General features: G+C 62.9%; 24 protein-coding genes and 1 tRNA gene. 13 read left to right on the top strand and 12 right to left on the bottom strand.

The genetic code is table 11. The annotated features are described in order from the left end of the window. Nucleotides 1-141: 141 nt before the first annotated feature. Nucleotides 142-600: a MarR family winged helix-turn-helix transcriptional regulator gene (locus tag CXQ94_RS09485; protein ID WP_104089039.1), complete on the top strand. Its 459-nt coding sequence runs from the start codon at nucleotides 142-144 to the stop codon at nucleotides 598-600. A gap of 167 nt (nucleotides 601-767) precedes the next feature. Here CXQ94_RS09485 and sucD read toward each other — a convergent pair whose 3' ends face one another. The 4 genes from sucD to CXQ94_RS09465 all read right to left on the bottom strand — a co-directional run bounded on the left by sucD (nucleotide 768) and on the right by CXQ94_RS09465 (nucleotide 6620). Then, nucleotides 768-1670 carry a succinate--CoA ligase subunit alpha gene (gene sucD, locus CXQ94_RS09480; RefSeq protein WP_104089036.1) on the bottom strand — a complete coding sequence of 301 codons (903 nt, stop codon included), beginning with the start codon at nucleotides 1668-1670 and terminating at the stop codon, nucleotides 768-770. A gap of 13 nt (nucleotides 1671-1683) precedes the next feature. Then, complete coding sequence (gene sucC / locus CXQ94_RS09475) at nucleotides 1684-2853, bottom strand: ADP-forming succinate--CoA ligase subunit beta (protein ID WP_104089033.1); 1170 nt, start codon at nucleotides 2851-2853, stop codon at nucleotides 1684-1686. 248 nt (nucleotides 2854-3101) lie between these two features. Continuing rightward, entirely contained in the window at nucleotides 3102-5708 is a 2607-nt protein-coding gene (gene pcrA, locus CXQ94_RS09470; protein ID WP_258066945.1) for a DNA helicase PcrA, read from the bottom strand. A gap of 75 nt (nucleotides 5709-5783) precedes the next feature. Beyond that, the gene (locus CXQ94_RS09465) at nucleotides 5784-6620 is read right to left on the bottom strand and encodes an inositol monophosphatase family protein (RefSeq protein WP_104089030.1); all 837 of its coding nucleotides are present in this window, start codon (nucleotides 6618-6620) and stop codon (nucleotides 5784-5786) included. Nucleotides 6621-6652: 32 nt separating this feature from the next. Between CXQ94_RS09465 and CXQ94_RS09460 the strand changes: the two genes are divergently transcribed. The 5 genes from CXQ94_RS09460 to CXQ94_RS09440 all read left to right on the top strand — a co-directional run bounded on the left by CXQ94_RS09460 (nucleotide 6653) and on the right by CXQ94_RS09440 (nucleotide 9182). Continuing rightward, nucleotides 6653-7279, top strand: coding sequence for a hypothetical protein (locus tag CXQ94_RS09460; RefSeq protein ID WP_104089027.1), 627 nt, complete (start codon nucleotides 6653-6655; stop codon nucleotides 7277-7279). A gap of 60 nt (nucleotides 7280-7339) precedes the next feature. After that, nucleotides 7340-7411 (top strand) — tRNA-Arg (locus tag CXQ94_RS09455). A gap of 73 nt (nucleotides 7412-7484) precedes the next feature. Beyond that, nucleotides 7485-8378, top strand: coding sequence for an EamA family transporter RarD (gene rarD, locus CXQ94_RS09450; RefSeq protein ID WP_104089024.1), 894 nt, complete (start codon nucleotides 7485-7487; stop codon nucleotides 8376-8378). 3 nt (nucleotides 8379-8381) lie between these two features. Beyond that, nucleotides 8382-8717: a YnfA family protein gene (locus CXQ94_RS09445; RefSeq protein ID WP_104089021.1), complete on the top strand. Its 336-nt coding sequence runs from the start codon at nucleotides 8382-8384 to the stop codon at nucleotides 8715-8717. A gap of 51 nt (nucleotides 8718-8768) precedes the next feature. Further along, entirely contained in the window at nucleotides 8769-9182 is a 414-nt protein-coding gene (locus tag CXQ94_RS09440) for an NUDIX domain-containing protein (protein ID WP_104089018.1), read from the top strand. Nucleotides 9183-9269: 87 nt separating this feature from the next. On the opposite strand, the gene CXQ94_RS09435 is transcribed toward CXQ94_RS09440, so the two are convergent. The 4 genes from CXQ94_RS09435 to CXQ94_RS09420 form a co-directional block, all read right to left on the bottom strand. After that, nucleotides 9270-10460 carry a M20 family metallopeptidase gene (locus tag CXQ94_RS09435; protein ID WP_104089015.1) on the bottom strand — a complete coding sequence of 397 codons (1191 nt, stop codon included), beginning with the start codon at nucleotides 10458-10460 and terminating at the stop codon, nucleotides 9270-9272. Nucleotides 10461-10496: 36 nt separating this feature from the next. Beyond that, the gene (locus CXQ94_RS09430; RefSeq protein WP_146070265.1) at nucleotides 10497-11858 is read right to left on the bottom strand and encodes an MFS transporter; all 1362 of its coding nucleotides are present in this window, start codon (nucleotides 11856-11858) and stop codon (nucleotides 10497-10499) included. Between the two features lie 153 nt (nucleotides 11859-12011). Then, nucleotides 12012-12617: a TetR/AcrR family transcriptional regulator gene (locus CXQ94_RS09425; RefSeq protein ID WP_258066924.1), complete on the bottom strand. Its 606-nt coding sequence runs from the start codon at nucleotides 12615-12617 to the stop codon at nucleotides 12012-12014. 167 nt (nucleotides 12618-12784) lie between these two features. Further along, complete coding sequence (locus CXQ94_RS09420; protein WP_104089007.1) at nucleotides 12785-14692, bottom strand: ABC transporter ATP-binding protein; 1908 nt, start codon at nucleotides 14690-14692, stop codon at nucleotides 12785-12787. 316 nt (nucleotides 14693-15008) lie between these two features. On the opposite strand from CXQ94_RS09420, the gene CXQ94_RS09415 reads away from it, so the two are divergent. From CXQ94_RS09415 to CXQ94_RS09390, 6 genes are all read left to right on the top strand, one after another. Continuing rightward, nucleotides 15009-15818 (top strand): amino acid ABC transporter substrate-binding protein, encoded by an 810-nt coding sequence (locus tag CXQ94_RS09415; RefSeq protein WP_104089004.1) that lies wholly within the window; start codon nucleotides 15009-15011, stop codon nucleotides 15816-15818. A 38-nt stretch (nucleotides 15819-15856) separates the two neighbouring features. Beyond that, nucleotides 15857-16516 carry an amino acid ABC transporter permease gene (locus CXQ94_RS09410; protein ID WP_104089001.1) on the top strand — a complete coding sequence of 220 codons (660 nt, stop codon included), beginning with the start codon at nucleotides 15857-15859 and terminating at the stop codon, nucleotides 16514-16516. Then, nucleotides 16503-17318: an amino acid ABC transporter ATP-binding protein gene (locus tag CXQ94_RS09405; protein ID WP_104088998.1), complete on the top strand. Its 816-nt coding sequence runs from the start codon at nucleotides 16503-16505 to the stop codon at nucleotides 17316-17318. Before CXQ94_RS09410 ends, CXQ94_RS09405 begins: the two co-directional genes overlap by 14 nt. Nucleotides 17319-17471: 153 nt before the next feature. Then, nucleotides 17472-17867, top strand: coding sequence for a hypothetical protein (locus CXQ94_RS09400; protein WP_146070264.1), 396 nt, complete (start codon nucleotides 17472-17474; stop codon nucleotides 17865-17867). Nucleotides 17868-17917: 50 nt separating this feature from the next. After that, nucleotides 17918-18331 (top strand): hypothetical protein, encoded by a 414-nt coding sequence (locus CXQ94_RS09395; RefSeq protein ID WP_104088992.1) that lies wholly within the window; start codon nucleotides 17918-17920, stop codon nucleotides 18329-18331. Between the two features lie 46 nt (nucleotides 18332-18377). After that, a complete protein-coding gene (locus tag CXQ94_RS09390; protein ID WP_104088989.1) occupies nucleotides 18378-18782 on the top strand; it encodes a hypothetical protein in 405 nt (134 codons plus the stop codon). 21 nt (nucleotides 18783-18803) lie between these two features. Here the strand turns inward: CXQ94_RS09390 and fdhD are convergent, their stop codons facing one another. After that, nucleotides 18804-19637 (bottom strand): formate dehydrogenase accessory sulfurtransferase FdhD, encoded by an 834-nt coding sequence (gene fdhD, locus CXQ94_RS09385; protein ID WP_104088986.1) that lies wholly within the window; start codon nucleotides 19635-19637, stop codon nucleotides 18804-18806. 65 nt (nucleotides 19638-19702) lie between these two features. On the opposite strand from fdhD, the gene CXQ94_RS09380 reads away from it, so the two are divergent. Further along, the gene (locus tag CXQ94_RS09380) at nucleotides 19703-22030 is read left to right on the top strand and encodes an FdhF/YdeP family oxidoreductase (protein WP_104089315.1); all 2328 of its coding nucleotides are present in this window, start codon (nucleotides 19703-19705) and stop codon (nucleotides 22028-22030) included. A 154-nt stretch (nucleotides 22031-22184) separates the two neighbouring features. Here the strand turns inward: CXQ94_RS09380 and CXQ94_RS09375 are convergent, their stop codons facing one another. From CXQ94_RS09375 to CXQ94_RS22870, 3 genes are read right to left on the bottom strand one after another with little or no spacing between them, the layout of a single operon-like run. Next, nucleotides 22185-23039 carry an alpha/beta fold hydrolase gene (locus CXQ94_RS09375; RefSeq protein WP_258066921.1) on the bottom strand — a complete coding sequence of 285 codons (855 nt, stop codon included), beginning with the start codon at nucleotides 23037-23039 and terminating at the stop codon, nucleotides 22185-22187. Between the two features lie 2 nt (nucleotides 23040-23041). Further along, entirely contained in the window at nucleotides 23042-24247 is a 1206-nt protein-coding gene (locus CXQ94_RS09370; RefSeq protein ID WP_104088980.1) for a molybdopterin molybdotransferase MoeA, read from the bottom strand. 6 nt (nucleotides 24248-24253) lie between these two features. After that, nucleotides 24254-24550, bottom strand: coding sequence for a DUF6457 domain-containing protein (locus CXQ94_RS22870; RefSeq protein ID WP_219817019.1), 297 nt, complete (start codon nucleotides 24548-24550; stop codon nucleotides 24254-24256). Nucleotides 24551-24557: the final 7 nt, after the last annotated feature.

Here is a 24557-nt window from a genome sequence, read left to right as displayed (position 1 = left end):
TAGGGACTTGGGACTAAGAAATAAGCGGCGTAAGCTAGTAGTTGCAGACGCTTTATAAATTGTTGCACACGCAACTATAGCGCGCAAGCAACTAAATTGATTTGTGCCGCATCACACGTTTCACGCGAAAGGAAGCTACTCATGGGCATCAGGGACGACGCCATCGAAATTCGCGCCCAGGGGTGGCGGACACTGGCGGCACTGCACGGCCTGATCGAGGCCAGCATGGAGAAGGCGCTGACGAACGCAGCGCAGCTGTCGGTGGTGGAATACACGGTTCTGGATGCCCTTAGCCGCCAGGACGGCTGGCATATGCGGATGCAGCAGCTGGGCCGGGCCACGGCACTGAGCCCCAGCGCCACCACCCGTTTGGTCAACCGCCTGGAGGATCGCGGGCTACTCACGCGCATCCTGTGTCTGGATGACCGCCGCGGAATCTACACGGAGCTGACACCGGCAGGACTGGAACTGCTGGAAAAGGCGCGTCCGGTGCACGACGAGGCCCTGGAGTGCGCGCTGGCCGAGGCCGCGCTGCTGCCAGAGCTGGCACCGCTGGTGGAGGCACTACCCCAGCTCCACGCCGTCGTACCGTCCAGCTAGGCGCCTCGAGGTAGACGGTCCGCAACACTGACCCGCGCCGAGGTAGACGGTAAGCTGCGCGCAGTCAGCAAAACGTCGTCGACCTCGGCACGGCTCCGTCTGTCTCGGCGGGGAAACAAAAAGCGGGGCCCCACAGACAAGTCCGTGGGGCCCCGCTTTCATGGAACCTAGAGGGCTGCGTAAACTTCGCGCAGCAGTGCAGCGGTCTCGGACGGCGTCTTGCCGACCTTTACGCCTGCGGCCTCGAGGGCTTCCTTCTTGGCCTGAGCCGTGCCCGCGGAGCCGGAGACGATGGCGCCGGCGTGGCCCATGGTCTTGCCCTCGGGAGCGGTGAAGCCGGCAACGTAGCCAACAACGGGCTTGGTGACGTGTGCCTTGATGTAATCGGCCGCGCGCTCTTCAGCGTCACCACCGATTTCACCGATCATCACGATGGCGAGCGTCTCGGGGTCAGCCTCGAACGCAGCCAGGGCGTCGATGTGCGTGGTGCCGATGATGGGGTCGCCACCGATGCCGATCGCGGTGGAGAAGCCCAGGTCGCGCAGCTCGTACATCATCTGGTAGGTCAAGGTACCGGACTTGGAGACCAAGCCGATGGGGCCCTTGCCCGTGATGTTGTTCGGGGTGATGCCCACCAGGGACTCGCCCGGGGTGATGATGCCGGGGCAGTTCGGCCCGATGATGCGGGTGATCTGCTTGCCGTCGGCGTCAACCTTGGCCTGGGCCAGTGCCCAGAACTCGGCGGAGTCCTGAACCGGCACGCCTTCGGTGATGACAACTACCAGCGGGATGCCGGCTTCGATGGCCTCAACGACGGCGTCCTTGGTGAATGCCGGGGGGACGAACACGATGGAGACGTCGGCACCGGTGGCTGCAACTGCCTCGGAGACTGCACCGAAGACGGGCAGTTCAACGTCGCCGTGCTTGACGGTGGTGCCAGCCTTGCGTGCGTTGACGCCGCCAACAACCTGGGTACCGGCCTTGAGCATCAGGGCGGTGTGCTTGGTGCCTTCGCCGCCGGTGATGCCCTGGACGATGACCTTGGAATCTTTGTTCAAGAAGATAGACATAGTTTCTGAACCTCTACTTCGAAGCGTTGGCGAGCTCGGCAGCCTTGTCGGCGCCCTCGTCCATCGTGGCGGCCAGGGTGACCAACGGGTGGTTGGCTTCGTTGAGGATGCGGCGGCCTTCTTCAACGTTATTGCCGTCGAGGCGGACTACCAGCGGCTTGTTCGCAGCGGAACCGAGCTCGGCCAGTGCGCCAACAATGCCCTTGGCTACAGCGTCACAGGCGGTGATGCCACCGAAGACGTTGACAAAAACGCTCTTGACCTGGGGGTCGTTGAGGATGACGTCCAAACCAGCGGCCATGACCTCTGCGGATGCTCCACCGCCAATGTCCAGGAAGTTGGCGGGCTTGACGCCGCCGTGGTTTTCGCCTGCGTAAGCAACAACATCCAGCGTGGACATGACCAGGCCGGCACCGTTTCCGATGACACCGACTTCGCCGTCGAGCTTGACGTAGTTCAGGTCCGCAGCCTTGGCCTTGGCCTCCAACGGGTCAGCTGCAGCAGCGTCCTCGAGGTCGGCGTGGTGCGGGTGACGGAAGTCAGCGTTCTCATCCAAGGTGACCTTGCCGTCGAGGGCAACAATGTCGCCGGCGCCGGTGAGGACCAAGGGGTTGACCTCAACCAGGGTTGCGTCTTCTTTAGCGAAGACGTCCCACAGCTTGATGATGGTCGCGGCAACCTTCGGGGCCAGCTCGGCGTTGAAGCCTGCGGCGGCGACGATCTCGTCTGCCTTTGCGGCATCGATTCCGACGGCGGGGTCAACAGCAACGCGAGCCAGAGCCTCGGGACGCTCGACTGCAAGCTCCTCGATCTCCATGCCACCTTCTACCGAGCACATGGCAAGGTAGTTGCGGTTGGCGCGGTCCAGCAGCACGGAGAAGTAGAACTCCTCGGCGATGTCTGCACCCTGGGCGATCATGACCGTGTTGACGGTGTGGCCCTTGATGTCCATGCCGAGAATGTCGGAGGCATACGCAAACGCTTCGTCAGCGGTTTTTGCAACCTTGACGCCGCCAGCCTTGCCTCGGCCACCAACCTTTACCTGTGCCTTGACGACTGTGACGCCGCCAATTTTCTCGGCTGCTGCCTTTGCTTCTTCAGGGGTGTGCGCCACGATGCCGGCCAACACGGGAACGCCGTGAGCCTCAAACATGTCGCGCGCCTGGTATTCAAACAGGTCCACGGATTTGTGTCCTTCTACGTCGAAGTAGTGATCAAGGGGGCCGAAACCCCTTTTCACACATTACCGCTTTAGTGGTAAAGCACATATTTTGGCCTACTGCCACCGTGTCTGGTGGTTATTCCCCTCACAATTGCCGCACTATGGCGCCGCTTTGTGTGCGGTGTTGGGCACACTTTTGAGTACGACGGCGGCGCCCGGCCCGCGCGGCCATCCCCCGGCGCCGTGGCCGGGGGGGTAACGACGGGCCTCTACGCGTCCAGTTTAGTGACGGGTGCGTAGCGGAGCAGCAGCCGCTTTTCGCCAATACTGAACTGCACAGTTGCCACGGTCTTATCCCCGGCACCCTGCACTGCGGTCACTGTTCCGTCACCAAAGGCGGTGTGGTTGACCCGGTCGCCGACGGTGACGGTGATGACTTCCTTTTGCGGCTGAACCCGGCCCGCGGCGGTCCGTGCCGACAGGCTGGCGTGCAGCTGGCCGGCGTCGAGCCCCCCCACTGCGGTTCCGGCACCCCAGGAGGAACCGGAGTAGCGGCTGGTCCCGAAGCCGCCCCCGCCCATGGGCGCCGCCCGCGTGGTTCCCTCGCGTTTCCATTCGATCAGTTCCGCGGGGACCTCGTCGATGAACTGGCTGGCGGGGTTGTATTGGCTCTGCCCCCACAGGCTGCGCACCTCCGAGCGGGTCAGGTACAGGCGTTTACGGGCGCGGGTCAGCCCCACGTACGCCAGCCGGCGTTCCTCGGCGAGCTCCTTGGGGTCCGTGGCGGAGCGTGAATGCGGAAAAATTCCGTGTTCCATGCCCGTCAAGAACACCACCGGGAATTCCAGACCCTTAGCGGTGTGCAACGTCATCAAAGTGACAACACCCAGGCGCTGCGCCTCGGCCACGGCGGCGGCAGCCTCGGCCTCGGAGCCGCCAGGGGCATCAGGGATCTGGTCGGCGTCGGCCACCAGGGACACCTGTTCCAGGAACTCCCCCAGCGTCCCTTCGGGGTTGTCCTTCTCAAACTCACGCACGACGGCGAGAAGCTCGGCCAGGTTTTCCACGCGCGACTCGTCCTGCGGATCACTGGAAGTACGCAGCGCCTCCAGGTAGCCGGTTTGTTCCAACACGGCTTCCAATGCTGTTGCGGGCCCCGAGGTGGCGGCCACCTCACCCAAATCAGCCATCATCTTGGCGAAGGCGTTGACCATGTTCAGCGAGCGGGAGGCGATACCCGGCGCGTCTTCGGCACGTGCCAGCGCTGCGGAGAAGGAGATCCGTTCGCGCTCGGCCAGTGCCGCTACGGCGCCCTCAGCCCTGTCCCCAATCCCGCGCTTGGGTTCGTTGAGGATCCTGCGCAAGTTCACGTCGTCGTCCGGGTTGACCAGCGCGCGCAGGTACGCCAACGCGTCCTTGATTTCCTTGCGCTCGTAGAAGCGGGTGCCGCCCACCACCCGGTAGGGCAGGCCAACGCGGACCAGGATGTCCTCGATGGCGCGGGACTGGGCGTTGGTGCGGTAGAAGATGGCCACGTCGCCGGGGCGGAGGTCGGTCTCGTCCTGGAGCCTGTCGATCTCCTCGGCGATGAAGCGTGCTTCCTCGTGTTCGGATTCGGCCACGTAGCCCACGATCTTCTCGCCGTCACCCTCTGCGGTCCACAGCCGTTTTTCCCGGCGGTTGGGGTTGCGGGAGATTACGGCGTTGGCGGCGCTGAGAATGTTCTGGGTGGAGCGGTAGTTCTGCTCCAACTTGATGGTGTCCGCGCTGGGATAGTCTTTTTCGAACTCCACAATGTTGCGGATGTCGGCCCCGCGGAAGGCGTAAATCGACTGGTCGGAGTCGCCCACCACCGTCAGCTCGGCCGGTTCCAGGGCAACGTTTCCGGTGGCCGATACCGAGCCGGCTTCCTCGCCGACGATCTCGCGCACCAATGCGTACTGGGCGTGGTTGGTGTCCTGGTATTCGTCCACCAAAACGTGCCGGAAGCGCCGGCGGTAGGCGTCGGCAACGCCGGGGAAGGCGCGGAACATGTACACGGTTTGGGCGATGAGGTCATCAAAGTCCATGGCGTTGGCCTGGCGCAGGCGCTGTGTGTAGCCGGAGTAGACTTCGGCCACTGCGGCGGCAAACGGGTCGTTGAAGTTGGTTCCTGCCGAGTTTTCATCGGCGTCGATGAGCTCATTCTTCAGCGCCGAGATCTTGTGCATGATGGCCTTGGGCGCGAACTTCTTCGGATCCAGCTCCAGCCCCTTGGACACCAGCGTGATCAGCCGCAGGGAATCGGCAGAGTCATAGATGGAGAAGTTGGTATTGAGCCCAATGATCTTGGCCTCGCGCCGCAAAATCCGCACGCACGATGAGTGAAAAGTGGAGATCCACATAGTCTTGGCGGGCTCGCCAATAAGTGCCGTGATGCGCTCGCGCATTTCCGCGGCGGCCTTGTTGGTGAAGGTGATGGCCAGGATCTGGCCAGGGTGGGCCCGGCCGGTGGCCAACAGGTATGCGATCCTGTGGCTGAGAACACGGGTCTTTCCAGAACCGGCCCCTGCCACAATGAGCAGCGGTGAGCCGGCATGAACCACCGCGGCTTCCTGTTGCGGGTTCATGCCCTCCAGCAGTTCCTCCGGCTCGGGCCAGCGGCTGGCGCCACGCTCCTGCGCCGGGGCAGTACCGAATAAGTGCTCGCCAAATGCGGGTTCGGCGAATCCGGGCGCACCCAACGAGGTCCCTGCGGATTCGGGCGCGTCCGCTCCGGGGTCCTCGTTGTCCGAGGGCGTCCAGGCGGGTAGCTCGGAGTGCAGGCTCTCGTGGAGACTGTGCTGGGCCCGAACGGCTGCGGGTTTGGGCTTTTTGGCGTAGGGGTCAAACAACATATCCATGGTGCCTACCAGTCTAGTTGGCCGCACTGACAGTAGGCACTGAACCGGGCACGGTTGTGGACAAGTCCGCTAAAGTTCCCCGGACTCCAGGGCGGTTTTGAGTTCGGCGACGGCGCCGGCCGGTCCTGCCACAAACCAGTTGAGGCCGTTGACCAAAACGACGCCGGTGTCCCCGCCCGCCGCACGCACAATCCCCTTACCGGGGAGCCAGTCCCAGGCGGGTGCGCTGTGCTGGAACCAGGCACCCAGTTCCCCTTGGGCAACGCGGCCTAGATCGCAGGAACCGGAGCCGAGCATGCGCAGCGTCGCGGGCTGTTCGGCCGCGTGCTGCCAAGGGCGTGCCGCGCGGGGATCTGCCAGCCAGCTCGGGTGGATGTAGGTGACTGCCGACAGCTGGCTCAGCTGCTGGCGTGAATCCACGACGATGGGGTTGCCGTTCAGGGTAGCGGCCTGCAGGGATCCTCCCAGCCACAGTTTCTCTTCCTGCGGCTGGTAGATGGCGCCGATCAGTACGTGCGCGTCAGCCAACGCCTCGGCCGTGAAGGAACCGGGTGCATCCACCAGGGCCAGTGCCGAACACCAATAGGTGGAGCCGCTGTAAAAGTTGTAGGTGCCATCCACGGGGTCAATCACCCAGACCCGCCCCGAGGTTCCCGTATGCCCGGCACCCTCCTCACCCAGGATGGAATCCTCCGGGCGGCAGTGTCGCAGCTGCTCCACAACGTAGCTTTCGGCGGCCAGATCCGCGGCCGTGACTACGTCGGAGACGGAGGTCTTTTGGGCAGCGGTGTCCCGCAATTCCAGCAAGCCGCGGTCGCGGATGGAAAGGGCAAGCCCTCCAGCGTTGCGCACGAGGGCTGCGGCGAGCTGTGGGTCACTGAGGCGGGGGTCCAGTTGTTCGGCCATGTACCCACACTAATCTGCGCGATAATGGTTTCATGGCTAAAACTCCCGCGCAACGCGCCGCCAAACATGGCGGGCAGGCCACTCCCCCCAGTGCCGCCGCCGTCAATTCCAGCATCCAACGCACCCCGACCGCACCCAAGAGCAACGCAAACATGCTCCTGATTGCAGGGGCGGCGGCGAGTTTGTTCCTCTTTTGGTACCTGCATGTGCTCACGCTGAACCAGATGACAGACCTCTCCGGTGGCCTGTCCATGCCGGATTCGATGGTGTTCGGCTTCGATGTGGCTCATATTGAGGCGTTGCGGGCCGCCATGGATGCCGATGCCAACGGCCAGCTGCAATTTGTCCACAAGACGGCCGGGATGCTGTTTCCGCTGGTTTTTTGCATCACCTCCATGACGCTGGTGGCCATCAACGTGGCCAAGAAGCCGCTGCGCTGGATTTTGTGGGCGTTCCCCATCCTGTTTGCCGTTGCTTCCATCTGGGGAAATTTTGCCATTGACGGCATGCTCGCGGCGAAGACGCTCGACGCCGGTTCTGTGGCCTTGGCCTCTGCCCTGGTGGTTGCCTCGTGGTTCCTTTTGGTGATTTCGCTGGTGGGCCTTGGCATGGCGTGGTTCCTGGGCCGCAAGCGCAAGACCGCCCCGGAAGCCTCCTAGATCTTCGCGCCCGCGGTGCGTTTCTTTTCTCAGATACTGTTCCGCTAGGCTAGTTGACGCGCCTCTGTAGTCCAATGGATAAGACAGCCCTCTCCTAAAGGGCAGATCCGGGTTCGATCCCCGGCGGGGGCACTCCTTTTCACCCCGTGGCCGCACTTTTTGGCCCCGGCATCGTCTTTTTTGCTCGTTAGCGAAGGCCCTTCATATGAGCACTCACAATGCCGGGCGCGGGGCGGCGGTGTCCGTCACAGCATCGGCACTCTTTGCGGCGATCTTCCTCCTTGCCGGAACCCTGCCCGGGTGGACTCCGGAAGAAATATTCGGCTGGCGCGTGGTGCTCACACTTCTCACTCTGGCCTGCATTGTGCCGTTGGTTGCGTGGGGGCGGGCGGAGGTCCGCGCCATTTTCGCTAGGGTTCGCAATCGGCCGGCTTTGTTGCTTCCCGGGGCCTTTGCCGCGTCGCTGGTGGGCGTGCAATTGTGGCTTTTCATGTGGGCGCCGCGCAACGGCATGGCCCTGTCCGTGTCCTTCGGCTACTTCCTGCTCCCCCTCACCATGGTGGTGGCCGGGCGGTTGTTCTTTGCGGATAGGCTCAGTCCCTTGCGAAAACTGGCGGTGGCCGCCGCCAGTCTGGGCGTGCTTCACCAGGCCCTAACGTCAGGCGGCCTGGCCTGGCCCACCCTGCTGGTCTGTCTGGGCTACCCCGTCTACTTTGTGTTGCGCCGCAAACTCGGCTTCGACAACCTGGCCGCGTTTGGGGCGGAACTGCTGGCCATGCTTCCCCTGGGTATCTTCTTGATCGTGACGGGCCCGCACGGCGTGCATGGCGGCGGGTCCGGCGAGGGCCAGTGGGGTGTTTTCGCCATCGGCGTTCTCGGCGGTGTCGCCATGGTGCTGTACCTGCTGGCGAGCAAGTGGCTCCCGCTCTCCCTATTTGGGCTACTCAGCTATGTGGAGCCGGTTCTGCTCGTGGGAGTTTCAGTGTTGCTGGGCGAGGCACTGGGGTGGGCGGCTCTGCTGACCTACATTCCCATTCTTCTTGCCCTGGTTTTCCTGGCTGTCGACGGGCGCAGCTCGTCAAAGGTCTTGGGAGAATAGGGCATGACCATCACCAAAACCGCCATCCTGTTCGTCCTGGCCGCGATTGCCGAAATTGGTGGTGCATGGCTGGTGTGGCAGGCGGTGCGCGAGGACAAGTCCTGGTGGTGGGCCGTCCTGGGCGTGGTTGCTCTGGGCGCCTACGGCTTCATAGCCGCCCTGCAGCCGGACGCCAACTTTGGCCGTGTCCTGGCGGCCTATGGCGGAGTTTTCATTGCCGGTTCACTGGTTTGGGGCATGATCTTCGACAAGTTCGCCCCGGACCGCTGGGACATCATCGGCGCCCTCGTGGCCCTGGTAGGTGTCAGCATCATCATGTTCGCCCCGCGGGCCGCCTGAGCCGAGCGGGGAGTGACGGGATGGAGCGCCGCGTTCGCTAGGATCGAAGGCGTGAAAAACGTGCTGAAAGTGTCCGCAGTCTGCATTTACGACCCCGCCGGAAGGCTGCTGACCGTCCGTAAGTCCGGCACCACCAAGTTCATGCACCCCGGCGGCAAACCGGAGATCGGCGAAAGTGCGGCCCAGGCTGGAGCCCGGGAGCTCGTGGAAGAGGTCGGCATCCGGGTGGATCCCGCAGATCTTGAACTATTGGGCGTGTGGACCGGCACCGCCGCCAATGAATCCAACACCGACATCGAGGCCACCGTGTTCACGGCCCCCGGAACCTGGGATCCCCTGGCAATACGTCCGACGGCGGAAATTGCCGAGCTGCGCTGGATGGACATCGCCGGTGCAACCGATTTTGACGATCTTGCACCATTGCTGACCGAGTTTGTCCTCCCCCGCCTCAACGCGAGCGACTGAACGCGAACGAGTTGAAACGCACACTAGGGGCACCTGACGGCCCGGCAGGTCACTTCCGAACCGCCAGGCACCCCTAGCCAAAGACGACTAGCTGACCGGCGCACCGATGTGGCTGTAGGCCAGCTGGGCCAGGGCCGCCGCCTGATCGCCCAGAACGCCGTCGTCAAAGAGCACCCGCGGGGAATGGTTGAACTCGGCCGTAGCCAAATCCACCCCGTCAGGCGTGCAACCCAGGGACATGAACGTTCCGGGGACTTGCTCCAGCACGAGGGAGAAGTCCTCCGAGCCCATCATGGGGGTGGGCATCTGTAGGACGCGTTCGGCCCCGAACTGTTCGCGGAGCACCTCCAAGGTGCTGGCGGCGGAGTCGGGATCGTTATGGGTCACCGGGTAGCTCACCACAAATTCGACGTCGGCCGTGCAACCGTGAGCCGCGGCGATACCATCAGCCAGCTTCTTAGTTTCGATGGCGAGCTTGTCCGTGGATTCCTTGGACAGGGTGCGCACCGTGGCTCCCAGGGTGGCCCGGTCCGGGATGACATTGATGGCTTCGCCAGCTTGCAACTGTGTCACCGTCAAGATGATCGGGTCAAAGACGTTGAACCTGCGGGTGGCCATAACCTGCAGGGCCGAGGCAATCTCCACCAGTGCCGGCACCGGATCCTTGGTCAGGTGTGGCTGGGAACCGTGCCCACCAAGTCCGTTGACGGTAACGCGCAACTCGTTGGAACCGGCCAGCATAGGGCCGGGTTTGGTCATGAAAGTTCCCTTGGGTCCGGGGCCAACATGGATGGCGTAGGCGGCCACAGGCTTCTGGCCAGTGGCATCCAATAGTCCCTCCTCCAGCATGACTCCAGCGCCGTTGTGGCCTTCTTCGCCGGGCTGGAACATGAAGATGACGTTGCCGTGCAATTCCTCACGACGCGCGGTGAGCAGTTGTGCGGCACCGACCAGTCCTGAGACGTGCAGGTCATGGCCGCAGGCGTGCATGTTTCCGTTGGTAGAGGCGTACTCCAGACCCGTCAGTTCTTTCACGGGCAGGGCATCCATGTCGCCTCGCAACAAGACCGTGGGGCCTGGCTGTGCGCCACGCAGCACGGCCACCACCGAGGTGGTCTTGGTTCCGAGCGTTATTTCCAGGCCCAGACCTTCCAAGGCTTCCAAGATGCGGGCTTGCGTTTTGGGCAGTTCAAGCCCCACTTCTGGTTCTGCGTGGAGTTGACGGCGGAGGGCTACAAGATCGGGCAGCAGTGCTGCCCCTGCTTCTACGAATGACATCTAACTTTTCCTTTCAAGGAGTGATCAAAACAAGGTTCAGGGGACCGAAACGTCTTCCGCCACCAACTCGCTGAGGTCGTGACGCGGCTTGGGCATGAAAATCAGGGTGAACACGCAGACGATGAAGGCCGCCGCGCACATGGCCCAAATGGTTTGGTAACCGCCCAAGCTGGAGGATTTTGTGCCTGAAATGGCGAAGCTGGCCAGAATGACACCAAATATGGCCCCCGCGGCGGAGCCACCCAGGGTCTTGAGTGAGTTGTAGACACCCGTGGCGATGCCGGTTTGATCACTGGGTGATACCTCGGCGACCAGGGCCGGCAGTGCCCCCAGCAAGAATCCGCCGCTCAGACCGCTCAAGACGGTGCTCAGAACAACCAATCCAACAGAATCGTGGCCAAAGATCAGTACGAGGTTTGCAGCGACTCCCAGAAGTGTTGCTGTCACCAGGACCCCGCGCATGCCCAGGGGCTTGGCAAGGTAGGCGAACGTTGAGGCTCCCACGGCTGCCAAGAGCGCCGAACCCGCGCTAAACAGTGCGATGGTCCCCGGCTTGAAGGCAAAGCCGTAGCCCACCAAATCCGGGTTGCCCGCTAAGAATGTGGTGGTGATGGTTTGCGTGCCAAAGAGCACCATGCCGAACAAGAACGACGTGGCATAGGCGGGCCACAACGCCCTTGAGGTCACCAAACGGACGTGAATGGCCGGGACGTCTACGCGGAGTTCGTAGAGAACCCAGGCCACCAGCACGACGGCGGCGATCACTAAAGGTACGATGGCCGCGGCCGAGCCAAAGCCGGTGCCTTGGGCGGAGCGCAGGCCCCACAGCAGTGCCATCATGAAGATCGCCAGTCCCACAAAGCCGATGTAGTCAATCTTGGGGTTGGTGCGAATATCGGACTCGGGCACCTTCGTGTAAACGATGATCACACAGAGAACCGTGATCGCCACGGGGACCAGCAACAAGATGGTCATGCTGGAAACAAGGCTCGCTATCAGACCCGAGGCAAGTGTTCCAAAGACGGCACCAATGGTCAGCGCGGAAACCAACAGGCCGATCGACTTGCGGGCCGTGTCGCCGGTGATCTTGTTGTGGACCAGCGCAATTTCCAGGGGCAGCCAGACGGCCAGTGGCCCTGTCAACACCCGCCCCAGCAAGGCCCACTCGAAGGAGGGTGCCAAGGCCACCAAGAGTCCTCCAATAAGCACCGTGATGATTGAAATTCGCAGCACACGGCGGTGCCCGAAGATGTCACCAAGTTTTGCCAAAATGGGGACACATACTCCGGCCGCCAGGGTCTGGAGCGTGTTGAACCAGGTGATGTCGGCGTCTGAAACGTTGAAGTGTTTGGCGATGGAGCCAAACATAGGGCATGTAGAAGCCCTGAATGAAGCCACTAGTGAATTCTACGAAGACGAGGAATCCGACGATGGCAGCCACTTTGAGCGGAACGCCGGTGGCTCCCGTCGTCTTCGGACTAGATGAGGACATGGTTTTCTCCTGAAGACCTACTCATAAGGAAAGAAAGCACGTGCCAGCGAACCCGCCGTTTACAGTTCGGCGTCGGCCTGTAGTGGCGGATTGGCGACCAGCGCTTCCACGATGGGTTTGAAATCGGATTTGCGCATAGCGACGTTCAGTATGAGGGTGCGCTGCGTGGCGAATCCGGCAATAAGATCGATGATTGCGTTGAGATCGGCGCCAACAGACAACTGTTTTTGCTCGATGCCGCGCTGTAGCGCAAACAGCCACATCGTTCGCCTGTCGGCAAGGAACCCTTGGCCAAAAATCTCCCGTACTTCCGGGACAACAAGGACGGCCCACAAGGCATGAGGTGCGGCTTTTGCCCAAGGCTTGGGCACATGATTTTCGGCGTTTTGCCACGCCAGTTCGATGAGATCCTCAACGAGGCTCCCGGTGTCCGGGATTTCCCCCAGTTTGACGTGAAAGGTGATTGCGGCCGCCGTGAGTTCGGCCTTGGTGGGCCACCGGCGGTAAATGGTGGTTTTGCCACATCCGATCGCAGCGGCCACCTGCTCAATGCGCAGACCCGCGTAGCCGCTCTCTTGGAGTACGCGCACAGTCTCACAGAGGATCTTCTCCGTGAGTTCGTCGTCCTGGGGACGACCCGGGGCTTTAATGGTGTCTTGGGTCACACTGTGAAGTGTGGCATGAAATCGATAATTCCGAAACGATTCGTAGCGTATCGCCGAAATATTACGTCCGCCAAACAAAGAAGGCCCGCGCATCCAAGGGCTCCTCTGCCCGGACAGGAGTGAGGAACACTTGGACCCGCGGGCCCCTTTGCAGCTGGTGTTACAAGCTAGCTCTGGTCGGCCTCGCTGGTTCCAGCCTCGGTCACCGCCGCCACCGCCTGTGCGAACTGGGTATCGTGCAGCTCGGCGTAGCGGCCGGAGGCGGCAATGAGATCCTCGTGCGTCCCGCGCTCCACAATGTTTCCGCCTTCCACCACCAGGATGACGTCCGCGGTGCGAATGGTGGAGAGCCTGTGGGCAACCACCAGCGCCGTGCGGCCTTCCAGCGCCTCACCCAGGGCGGCCTGAACCGCGGCCTCGTTTGTGGAGTCAAGGGCCGCCGTCGCCTCATCCAAGATGACCACGGCAGGCTGCACTAGCAGCAGACGCGCGATGGTCAGGCGCTGGCGTTCGCCGCCGGACAGCCGGTAGCCGCGCTCCCCCACCACGGTGTCCAGGCCGTCCGGCAGGGCCTTGGCAAAGTCCTCCAGGCGCGCTCTTTGAAGCACGTCCCAGATCTCCTCATCCGTTGCGGTGGGCTTGGCCAGGCGCAGATTGGAGCGGATCGATTCGTGGAACAGGTGCCCGTCCTGAGTGACCATGCCCACTCCTGCGCGCAGCCCGTCGAAGGACAGGTCCCGCACATCAACCCCACCAATGCGCACACTGCCGGAATCGACGTCGTACAGCCGGGACAGCAGTTGGGCAATGGTGGACTTGCCAGCACCGGAGGAGCCAACTAGGGCGATGGTCTGGCCCGGCTCGGCCTTGAACGAAATCCCGTGAAGCACCTCTTCCCCGCCGCGGGTGTCCAGCACGGCTACGTCTTCCAGCGACGCCAAGGAGACCTTATCGGCTGACGGGTAGGCGAAACGGACGTCGGAGAACTCGACCGCCAGTGGACCTGGCGGCACCGAAACCGCTGTCGACTTCTCGACAATCAGCGGCTTCAGATCCAGAATTTCGAACACCCTGTCGAAGCTGACCAGGGCGCTCATAATGTCTACGCGGGCGTTGGCCAGCGCGGTCAGTGGGGCGTAGAGGCGGGTCAGCAGCAGGGCCAGGACAACGACGTCGCCGGCGTTGAGCGACCCGCCAATGGCCAGCGCGCCGCCCAGCCCGTAAACCAGCGCGAGGGCCAGGGAGGAGACCAGCATCAGTGCGGTGAAAAAGACGAACTGCATAATGGCGGTGCGCACACCGATGTCACGAACCCTGCTGGCCCGAGCGGCGAACTCGCGTGATTCTTCCGCGGGGCGGCCAAACAGTTTCACCAGCGTGGCGCCGGGGGCGGAGAAGCGCTCGGTCATCTGCGTGCTCATGTCGGCGTTCAGATTGGCCGCCTCGCGGCGCAATCCCGCCAGGCGACGGCCAAAGCGGCGTGCCGGCATCAAGAAGATGGGCAGGAGCACCAGGGCCAGCACGGTCACCAGCCACGACGTGTTCAGCATGACGATCAACGTCAGGACCAGTTGCACCGAGTTGGAGACAATGCCGGAGAGCGTGCCGGAGAACGCCTGCTGGGCACCAATGACGTCGTTGTTCAGGCGGCTAACCAGGGCTCCGGTGCGGGTCCTGGTGAAGAACGCGATGGGCATGCGCTGGACATGGTCGAACACCGCAGTGCGCAGGTCAAGGATGACCCCTTCACCCAGGTTGGCCGAGATCCAGCGGATCACCAGGGACAATCCCGCATCCAGGAGCGCCACCAGCGCAATGAGCCCGGCTAGTTTCACCACCACATCCACGGCGGATTTGGCTACGATCGCGTCCACCACCTGCCCCGCCAATACGGGTGTGGCAACTGCCAGTGCCGCGGATACCACCGAGAGTAGTACGAACACAAGCAGTTTGCGGCTGTACGGCTTGGCGAACTGGATGGTGCGCCGCAGCGTGTCTTTGGAGATGCCTCCGTCGCCCTTGTCTGAGCGCATGGTGCTCCAAAGTGAGCTCCATGCCGCGCCTTCCATACTCATGCGTGTGTTCCTTCAATAGTTGTGCGGGCAAGCTACCAGCTTAAACCTCCAAAGCACCTAGCAAAATTCCCCGTTCCGTCATCATTGCAGCACGGTCAGACACCGGAGCCAGCACCACCTTGAACACGTCATGAACGCGATGGCTAGCTCAGATTAAATGCGTGAGTCAAATCACGCGCTTCACAATTGCGTAACAAAGGGAAATATTGCCTCTTGTTTTGGCGTTTGACAGTGATAGCGTCCAACCATGGGCGGCCCCCACCCCACACAATCAGGCGGGCATCACAAAACCTCCACAACATAAGGATCAGCTGAAATGAATCGTCGTACTTTTGGACTTGTTGGCATGCTCGCGGCGGCGTCGATCGCCCTTGCCGCTTGCGGCGCTACGTCCGGCGCCGGCGATTCCTCCGGCACGGACACCTCCCTGAGCGCCGTAAAGAGCGCAGGGCAGATCGTGTTCGCCACAGAGGGCACCTACAAGCCGTTTAGCTTCCACGCCAACGGGGCCGGCGATCTGACGGGGTACGACGTCGACGTTGCCACCGCGGTTGCCGCAAAGCTAGGCGTCAAGGCCAAGTTCGAAGAAACCCAATTTGATTCGATCTTTGCCGGCCTGGAAGCCAAACGCTTCGACGCCGTCGCCAATCAGGTCACCATCAACCCCGAGCGGCAAAAGAAGTACGATCTTTCCACCCCCTACACGGTCTCCCAGGGCGTCATCATCACCAAGGACAGCACCAATGACATCAAGTCCTTCGATGATTTGAAGGGCAAGACCACCGCGCAGTCGCTGACCAGCAACTGGTACACCCTGGCCACGCAAAGCGGCGCCAACGTGCAGTCGGTGGAGGGGTGGGCTCAGTCCGTTTCGTTGTTGAAGGATGGCCGTGTTGACGCCATTGTCAATGACAAGCTCACTTTCCTTGACTACCAGGTCAGCAACCCGAACTCCGGGCTGAAGGTCGCCGCCACCACCAAGGATTCCTCCGAGTCCGCCTTTGCCTTCCGCAAGGGCTCCACGGCATTGACCGCAGCGGTGGACAAAGCAGTGACCGAACTCAAGGCCGACGGCACCCTGGCGACAATAAGTGAAAAGTACTTTGGCCAAGACGTCAGCAAATAATTTCCGGCATGGCGGGCAGCAGGGGCTAGGGTTCAGCCATGGACTTTAATCTGTTTTGGAGTTCCCTGGGCCCACTGCTGCTCGGCGCCATCAAGGGCACCATTCCCTTGGCACTGGCCTCGTTCGCCCTGGGTTTGGTGCTGGCCTTGCTGGTCGCCATGATGCGAATCAGCGCCAACAAGCTGGCGAACGGCGTCGGCCGGTTCTATGTTTCGATCATCCGCGGCACCCCCCTGTTGGTGCAGCTGTTCGTGATCTTCTATGGGCTGCCGGCCATTGGTGTGAAGATCGATCCCTGGCCCAGCGCCATCATCGCCTTCTCACTTAACGTGGGCGGGTACGCGGCCGAGGTCATCCGCGCAGCCATCCTCTCGGTCCCCCAAGGGCAGTGGGAGGCCGGACACATGATCGGCATGTCCCGCAATCAGACGCTGTTGCGCATCATCTTGCCGCAGGCGGCGCGGGTGTCGGTGCCGCCGCTGTCCAACACGTTCATTTCCTTGGTCAAAGACACCTCGCTGGCGTCTTTGATCCTTGTCACGGAGATGTTCCGGGTAGCCCAGCAGGTGGCGGCTTTCAGCCAGGAATTCATGCTTCTCTACCTTGAAGCGGCGCTCATCTACTGGGTTATCTGCTTGGCGCTGTCCACGGCACAGACCCGTCTGGAAAAGAGGTTGGATCGCTATGTCGCCCACTGAGCCAGTCCTTCAGGTCCGTAACCTGAGCAAGTCCTTCGGCACCAATACGGTGCTGCGCGGCATCGACCTCGACGTGCCCCGGGGCAAAGTGGTGGCATTGATCGGGCCTTCGGGCTCGGGCAAGACCACCATCCTGCGTTCCCTTAATGGTTTGGAGATGCCCGACGCCGGATCGGTCACCGTGGGTGCCCGCGGCACCAACGGCGAGGGCGGACCAGTCGACGTCGAATCCCAGCTGCCTTCGCTGACCCTTGATTTTGAAACAAAGGTCAGCCCCAAAGAGGTGGCTGCACTGCGTGATCGCAGCGCCATGGTATTTCAGCACTACAACCTCTTCCCGCACATGAGCGTGCTGCAAAATGTGGTTGAAGGGCCGGTTCGGGTGCAGAAACGGCCGCGCGCCGAGGTTGTCGCCGAGGCGGAGGCCTTGCTGGCACGCGTCGGCCTGCTGGAGAAACGCGACGCCTACCCCTTTGAGCTATCGGGTGGCCAGCAGCAGCGGGTGGGAATCGTGCGGGCCCTGGCACTCAAACCGCAATTGCTCCTCTTTGACGAGCCCACCTCGGCCCTTGACCCGGAGCTGGTGGACGATGTTTTGGCAGTCATCAAGGAACTGGCCGACGACGGCTGGACCATGGTGATCGTCACCCACGAGCTGGCTTTTGCCCGCCAAACCGCTGATGAGGTGGTGTTCATGGACGGCGGTGTGGTGGTGGAGCGCGGCCCCGCCAGCCAGGTGTTGCGCGAGCCGAAAGAGGAACGCACCCAGCAGTTCGTGCGCCGGCTGCTGCACGAAATCTAGCGCCACCGGCCGCAGGCGCGGCTCTGATCATGGGGTGTTGTGCCCATCGCCGCGGATGCGGTCCTGGCGTAGCGTGGAATCCAAGTTCATATTTGCCGTGGACGGCTGGTCAATTATTGACTAGTTCCCCGGCAACAAACAAGGGATCCCGTGGTGCGACGAATCATTGCAGTTGTTCTTGTTGCGGTGGCGGCCGCCCTCTTGGTCAGCTGCAGTAGCGGCTCCACGCTCGTCAAAAACGTGGATTCAGCGTTGAACCAGATACCCGGCGTAATCAACACTGAGACCAAGTACCTCAACACACCCGGAATGAGTTCCAGCTTTCGCGTGCGAATCACAGCCGCAACGGATGTCGACCTGGAAACCGTGCTGGATGAGTCACTACATGCGTTTGCCAAGGCATCCGGTTCCACCACGGGGACCATTTCCGTGGCGTACTACGTCTTCAGCGAGGGCGATGAGGAAAACGGGATCGGCCCCGACGACTTCGGTCTGAGCGTGACGCCCACCGTGCAGGAAATTCGGGACTATGCCAGCTCAAATAGCTAACCCTCATCTTGCAGAAGAACGGCAACAACTCTTCAGAAGGAACCCAACGCATGGTCAAGAAGACCACCATGTTCATTCTCTTGGGACTGCTCGCATGGACGCTGGCAGCCTGCGGGAGCGGCAAAACAGGCGATTCCGGCACCGTGGCGGAGAGTCTGAAATCGGCGATCTCCCAGGTTTCAGACGTTGTGGACGTGAATGCGAGATACAGCGTCACCACCGGCATGGGGTCCACGGCTCATGTACGCATCACCGCCGCAGCCGGGACCGCATCCTTGGAGACGGTACTGCATGATTCTCTGATCGCCTTTGCCGGCGCCTCCGCAGGCATGAACACTTCCACAGGCGTCTCGTTCCAAGTGACCGAAGAGGGACAGGAGAACACCATCAACCCCACGACAGTCGGCCTGCAGCAATCCCCCACTGTGCAGGAAATTCTGGACTACGCCAGCTCAAATGGCTAGCCTCTGCCTCCCACTAGGCGAAAAATCAATGTCAGGACGTAGCCCCATGATTGCAAGACGAACCATCTTGGCCGCATCCGCCGGAATCCTGGCCGTCATGGCCAGCGGCTGCGCACCCAGCCGCCCCAGTGAGGCCGACATTTCCGCCACGATTGAAAAAGCTGTGGACGGCGTGGACGGCGTTGCCAGTACATTGGTGGAGTACAAGACCATCCAGGGACTGGGTGCCAGCCTTCGCGTTTCAGTGCGAACCAAGCCCGACGCCGGGAGCCCCGAAACCATCATGGAGAATGTCCTGCGGGCGCTGGTGGAGCCGACCGCTGGCATCTTGGGCGCAACCCGGCTCAACTTCTTCCTCGCAGAAGAAGGACAGGAGAAAGGCATCCGGGCCAACGCCATTGGCATGGACTCCCAACCGTCACTGGATGAGATCCGCGCCCGCTTCAGCTAGCCTCAGGCGGTCAGGCTAGTGTCAGCCCACGCGCCCCGGATGCGTGTACACGTTCATGGTGTTTCCACGGCTAAAGCCCACCAAAGTGATCCCGGATTCTTTGGCCAGTTCCACGGCCAACGACGACGGCGCACTCACGGCCACGAGCACCGGCACCCCCGCCATGGCCGCCTTTTGCACGAGCTCAAAGGAGGCCCTGCCCGAAACCTGCAAGATCGTGTTCCCCAGAGGGAGCGCCTTGTCGCGGAATGCGGCCCCGATGACCTTATCCACGGCGTTGTGGCGGCCCACATCCTCCCGCACCGAAAGCAGCTCCCCCTCGGGAGTGAACAAGCCTGCTGCGTGGACGCCACCAGTTTTCTCAAACAGTTTCTGTTGCTCCCGCAAAATATCTGGCAGGCCAGCCAGCACCACTACGTCGATCAGCGAGTCCTCGGGCTGGGCGCTCAGCTCAAAGTGCGAGGATTTGCGCACGGCGTCGATGGACGCCGTGCCACAGATCCCACACGCACTGGTGGTGGTCACGTGACGCTGCGCAGCGGCGAGCGGCAGGGCCACGTCGGGGCGCAGCTGCGCCTCCACCACATTGAAAGTCTGCTGACCGTTCTCGTCCTCGCCGGCGCAAAAGCGCAGCGAAATCAGTTGTTCGGCCTCAAAGACAATGCCCTCGGATACGAGGAACCCTGCCACCAGGTCAAAGTCGTCCCCGGGAGTTCGCATAGTGACACTGAACGACTCATGACCGAGCCGGATCTCCAGCGGCTCCTCGGCGGCCAAAACCTCCTCGCGTAAAACCCTGCGGCCTTCGCGCACATCGATTCTTGTCGCCTTGACCCGTTGAATCAGTCGTCCCATACAATCCTCCAAAAAACGAACACGTCTATGATCAGAGTAGATCCTCAATGGCGAAGGGACCCATCATGGCCGGCAAAGCGCCCCAAGAAAACATCGACGAGCAGCAACTGGCGGTGGGTCGCGTGAAAAAGGTGGCCGTGGGCATCCCCGGCATCCTGCACTCAATGGAAGTCTCCCTTAACCAGATGGGACCACTGCGCACCGCACAGACCCTGCTCAAGGTGAACCAGAAGGACGGTTTCGACTGCCCCGGCTGTGCCTGGCCGGAAGCCGACAAACGGCACACGGCCGAGTTCTGCGAAAACGGGGCCAAAGCGGTAGCCGAAGAAGCCACGAAGAGGCGAGTTCCGCCGTCGTTCTTTACAGAACATTCGCTAAGCGAACTGCGCGACTGGGATGACTTCCGGCTGGGCCAGCAGGGCCGGCTGACCGATCCCATGTTCCTTGCCGAAGGCAGCGACCACTATGTTCCCGTTTCCTGGGAGCGCGCTTTAGGGCTGCTGGCCGACGAACTCAAGGGGCTCAAAGACCCCAATGAGGCCATCTTTTACACCTCCGGGCGCACCTCCAACGAGGCCGCGTTCCTGTACCAGCTCATGGTGCGTGGCCTAGGCACCAACAACCTGCCGGACTGCTCCAACATGTGCCACGAATCCTCCGGCTCCGCACTGACCGAGACCATCGGCATCAGCAAGGGCTCGGTGTCGTTGGAAGACATGTACAAGGCGGAACTGATCATCATCGCCGGGCAAAACCCGGGCACCAATCACCCCCGCATGTTGACCGCGTTGGAGAAGGCCAAGAAAAACGGCGCCGTCATTGTGGCGGTGAATCCGCTGCCGGAAGCCGGGCTGATGCGCTTTGAGAATCCCCAAACCGTCCGCGGACTGGTGGGTGGCGGGACCGCGCTGGCCGACGACTTCCTGCAAATCAAGCTTGGCGGCGACCAGGCCTTGTTCCAGGGGCTGGGCAAATTCCTGCTCGAGGAACAGCGCCGGCCGGGATCCTCACGCGAAGGACGGGTGTTCGATTCGGCCTTCATCGAGGCGCACACCACCGGTCTTGGGGCATATCTGGAGCAGCTTGAACAAGTCACGTGGGCGGAAATCGTCACTGCCAGCGGCCTGAGCGAGGCCCAGATCCGTGCCACGGGAGCCAGGCTTCTGGCGTCCGAGGCCACGGTGGTCTGCTGGGCTATGGGACTGACACAGCACAAACACTCGGTGGCCATGCTACGCGACGTGGTCAATGTCTTGCTCCTACAGGGCAACATCGGCAAGCCCGGCGCCGGAGTGTGTCCGGTCCGCGGCCACTCCAACGTCCAAGGTGACCGCACCATGGGCATCTTCGAACGCATGCCGGCCTCCTTCCATGACGCACTTGACCGCGAATTCTCCTTCACCTCCCCCCGGGCCCACGGCTTCGACACCGTCGCAGCCATCGAGGCCATGCGCGACGGAAAGGCCCGCGTCTTCATGGGCATGGGCGGTAACTTTGTGCGCGCCACCCCTGACTCCGCGGTCACCGAGAAAGCACTCTCCGGCATGGCCCTGACCGTGCAGATCTCCACGAAACTGAACAAATCGCACCTAGTCACCGGCCGCCAGGCACTGATCCTGCCCACCCTGGGCCGGACCGAACGGGACACCCAGGCCGGCGGCGATCAGCGCGTCACCGTCGAGGACTCCATGAGCGCCGTCCATGCATCGCGCGGGCGTCTGGCACCGGCGTCGAGCAACTTACTTTCAGAGGTTGCCATTGTCTGCCGCCTCGCCACGCTCCTGTTTTCCACCGACGACGGCGGCACCCGCCCGGGCGCGCCAGCCGCGGATTGGGCGGCACTGGCCGGGGACTACGGACTGGTGCGCGCCCACATCGCCAAGGTGGTGCCCGGCTTTGCCGACTTCGAAGCGAAAATTGACCGCCCCGGAGGTTTCATCCTCCCTCACGGCCCGCGCGATTCACGATCGTTTCCCACTGAGTCAGGTCTGGCTCACTTCACGGCCAACATCCTGGAGTACCCGAAGGTACCGGCCGGGCGGTTGCTATTGCAGACCCTGCGCTCCCACGACCAGTACAACACCACCATTTACGGCAAAGATGACAGGTACCGCGGCATCAAGGGCGGGCGCCGCGTGGTGTTCGTCAACCAGGCCGACCTGGACTCCCTGGGCATTGCCGACGGCGCCATGGTGGATCTAGTCTCCGAATGGAAGGACGGCGTGGACCGACGGGCGCCGGATTTCCGCGTGGTGGCCTACTCCACCCCCGTGGGCTGCGCCGCCGCCTACTACCCGGAAACCAACGTCCTGGTCCCCCTCGACTCCAAGGCCGACGTCAGCGGCACACCAACGTCCAAGTCAGTCGTCGTCCGGTTAGAGCCCCTCGTCTAGCGCGGGCTGAGTCGCCGGATGCAGTGTGGCCGGCGGCGACACCGACATTTTTTGTAGGCGACGTAAAGGAGATGCCAAAGGCCGCCCGCGGCCGACGCGTCGGATAGTCGCCGGAAAAATGGCGGCGACGCCGCCCAGCACACCGCGCGAGGCTTCAGCGATCGGCCCAGGTGCCGTCGCGGAGCCACTCGAGCGTCTGCTCCCAGAACGTGTCCTTGTACTTGCTGTGGAAGAGGGCGAAGTGGCCCAGGGCGGTTTCGCCGTACTGTTGCGGGCGCAGGTGGATGATGCGGGCGGCGCTGTTTGGGGTATAGGCCACGGCCCTTTCCATAGCGGGGATTGTGGCGTAGGAGTCGTCGTTCGGGGCGATCGCCAGGATCGGCGCCGTGACGCCGGCAAGGCTCGTCAAGAGGGCCTCGCGCTGGGCGCCGCTGGCCGCCGTCGTAAAGTCCTTGCGGCTGCGGGCCCAGTCAACGGCCACGCCGCCTGGGAGGTCTTCCATCAGGCCCAGGCGTTTGGCTGGAAAGTATCCGCAGATGCCCACCAGCGGCACGGCAACCGCCGCCCTGGCCCAGTGGCCCACCTTGTGCCGCAAGCGCAGATCACGCCAATACGCGTGCTGTGCGCCCACCGTCAGGATGCGTTGCACCTGGCTTGCATGGGGAGCCAGGCCTACCCCGAAGCCGCCAAAGCTGTGCCCCACCAGGTGCACGGGCAGCCCGCCCGATCGTTCCAGGGCCCAGGCCAGCACCGCGTCGATGTCCAGGGATCCCCATTCATACCAGCGCACCTTTTGCCTGCGCAGGGAGCCATCGCGTGACTCGCCAATTCCCCGGTAGTCAAAGGTGACGGCGTCGAATCCGTGGTCCGCCAGGAACGCCGCGTAGCGGTGGTAGTAGTTGGCCTTGACCGCTGTGGCGCAGGCGATGACCACGGTGCCAAGTCGTTCCGCGCCGCTGGGCACGGGGAAATGCCGCCCGCCCAGCACCCGGCCGTCGGCGCACGTCATGGCTAGGTCCATGGCAGGGCCATCGCGGTGAGCGTCTCACCCATTTTGGCGCCGTGCGGGGGTACCAGCATGACGCCGTCGGCCGCCGCCAGTCCGCGCAGCATGGCCGAATCCGTGTAGGCCGACGGCGAGGCCAGCCCGTACACCAGCCGGTAGGGCATCAGGCGGGTGGGCCCCTGGTATTCCTTGATGGGTGAGCCGCACGCCACCTCAAAAAGGCCGGGAGCCGGCAGGCTGCCGAGCTTCGCCAGCAGTGGGGCGCCGACGCTCAGCAGCCCGATCATGGCGGCCAGGGGGTTGCCGGGCAGTCCCAGCAGGAACCGGCCGTCGGGCAGTTCGGCCAGCAGGGTGGGGTGGCCGGGGCGCATGGCAATGGAATCGATGTGAAAGGTGGCTCCCATATGGTTGAGGGCCGCGCGCAGGAAATCCGCGCTAGAACGTCCGGTGGCGCCGGTGGTGATGACGACGTCGGCGGGTTCAATGTCGGTGTCCTCAAGCGCTGCGAGCATGGCGGCTAGCTTGTCCGGCGCCCGTTGGAGCCCGACGACGGCGCCTCCCAACATTTCCACCACGCCGCCCAGCTGGGGTGAGAAGGCGTCCCGAACCATGCCGGGGGACGGAATGCCGCTGGGGACTACTTCATCCCCTGTCAGCACCAACGACACGGCGGGCCGGCCCAGGACCGGCAGTTCGTCGTGTCCGCCCAGCGCCGCCAACGCCAGATGGGCGGGGTTGAGTATGACACCGGCTTTGATCAGAAGCTCGGCAGTTGCCGCCTCTTCGCTGGCGGGCCGGATGTGCTGGCCGTTCCGCGGCTCCCCGGGACGGGCGGCACCGCTGCGGACCAACACCGGCAGGCCGTCGTCGTCCGCAGCAAGTTCACCCGATTCACTCCTCAGCACGGCCTTGGCCCCGGCGGGAATGAGACCGCCGGTAAGAATGGGTGCCGCTTGGCCGGGCATCAGGCGCCGGCCGGGATCGGCAAGAATCCACGGCGGGCTCCCCGCAACTGCCCAACCGTCCATGGCGGAGGAGGCATAGTGGGGCATGTCGTGGAGGGCCAGTACGTCTGCGCCCAGCTTTCGACCACGCGCCTGGGCCAACGGCACGCTATGAACCGGCAGCGGCCGTGCCACCTCATAGGCCAACGCCCGGGCTTCCTCCCAAGTGTGGGATAGCACGCGTGAGTCGGTGTTCGCGGAGCCCATGGTGGTCTACTCGGCCGCTGGGGCAGCCGGAACCGTGGGGGCCTGCGCCGCAGCCAGCCGCTTGGCCAGGCCGAGCGCCGCCTTCATGGCACCGGCCTCGGATGTCTGCCCGGAACCTGCGGCAAGGCCGGCGGCCAACCCAGCGACGAAGGTGGTCAGCGGGGCCGCGGGGCGCACGATCGAATGCGCGGCCACACCCGCCACATTCAGCACCGCGTGCACGTCAACGTCAATGTCGGCGATCTCAAAGGCCTCCAGCAGCGTGCCCAGCCATGCTTGCAAGATCTCGTCTTGATTGTCCATTCATAGC

The sequence above is a fragment of the Arthrobacter sp. GMC3 genome (genome assembly GCF_002929305.1).
GTDB lineage: Bacteria > Actinomycetota > Actinomycetes > Actinomycetales > Micrococcaceae > Specibacter.
The sequence above is the reverse complement of the archived record's forward strand: the minus strand, read 5'-3'. Positions and strand labels throughout refer to the sequence as shown.